Annotated in this window: 2 protein-coding genes; both read left to right on the forward strand. The window is 52.8% G+C overall.

Features of this window, described 5'->3' with window-relative positions:
* Positions 1–441: TOBE domain-containing protein (locus J5224_RS27890; protein ID WP_264628371.1), on the forward strand; the 441-nt coding region annotated here is incomplete at its 5' end.
* Between the two features lie 199 nt (positions 442–640).
* A partial coding sequence (locus tag J5224_RS27895) for a CSS-motif domain-containing protein (RefSeq protein ID WP_264628372.1) occupies positions 641–1,359 on the forward strand: 719 nt, incomplete at its 3' end.

A 1,359-nucleotide genomic window follows, 5' to 3' on the forward strand; every position in this document is an offset into this window, starting at 1 on the left:
GTGTCTGACAGCGTACTGGTGATGAATAAAGGTCACATCATGCAGATGGGATCGCCACAAGCGCTGTACCGTCAGCCCGCGTCACGTTTTATGGCAAGTTTTATGGGCGAGGCGAATATTTTCCCGGCACAACGACAGGCCGACAGCGTAGAGATTTTCGGCTATCGCATTCCCAAACCGGTACATTTTGGTGCGGAAAACGGGGAATGCACCGTGGGCATACGCCCCGAAGCCATTACGCTTGATACGCAGGGCGATGAGAGCCAGCGCTGCTCGGTGCACCATGTGGCTTACATGGGTTCACAGTATGAAGTAAGTGTACTCTGGCACGGGCAATCGCTGCTGTTACAAGTGAATGCCACCCAGCTACAACCCAATGTGGGTGACGATCTCTACTTGCAGATTCACCCTTACGGCATGTTTATTCTCAACCAAGGCTAACACTTGCCTCCCCCTTCAGGGAGCCCATTCGGGGCTCCCTTTTTTTCATCCTTTGCTTTCAAAACAATTTCCGATCGATTTACAGGGGATTGATATACTTAAAAAGCGCGTAGACGTATTTATTACACGATGCGTTTCAGGGTGCGCTGGCTGCCACGACAGGCAGAAACATATCTACGTGGTACCAAGGAGTAGTGACGTGAGTCCACAGCATCAACGCGCGCAACAACGGGGCCGCTGGCTGATTCTCTGCGCCGGGGTATTCCAATTGCTATTGGTACTGCTTTTTACCTTTGTAGAATCACGACAAATCGTGAAACGCGATCTGCAATCCACGGCAAATTTGGCGCTCGATCAGGCGGAAAGCATCACCACCCGCGCCTGGTCACTGCTGGAGGCCCTGCAACCGCTGCAAGGAAAACTGTGTGAAGATATCAGAGACGATCTCCAACGGCTCAGCGCGCAGTTCGCTTACTTTCGCGCCATCGGCCTGACCTATGACAAGAGCATTTACTGCTCCTCGCTGTTTGCCCACAACGCCCTGGAAATCAGCGATGTGATCATGATGCCGCTACCGGAGAAACTGCCTCCTGCCTGGAGCCTCTCCGTTGATCAGATCAAAGATGCCGACATCAGCCCGACGCTCATTTTTATTCGTACGCCAGACGACGGATGGGGCGCTTTTGGTCTGGTTGATGCGCAATATCTGGTGACGTTAATGAATGCCGTCAACAAGCTGCGCGGCTTTCAACTGAACATCCGGGTAGGGGATGGTGATTTGATTCATCCCAGTATCACCGCAGCACCGAATCAGCCTGAATGGCTTTCTGGTGCCGAATATCACATCACCTCTGAACGTTTCCCGATTGCGGTCTCCATTACTGCCCCCGCCGCAGAAATGGGCAAAGCCTGGCAGTT

The organism is Candidatus Symbiopectobacterium sp. NZEC135 (genome assembly GCF_025962695.1).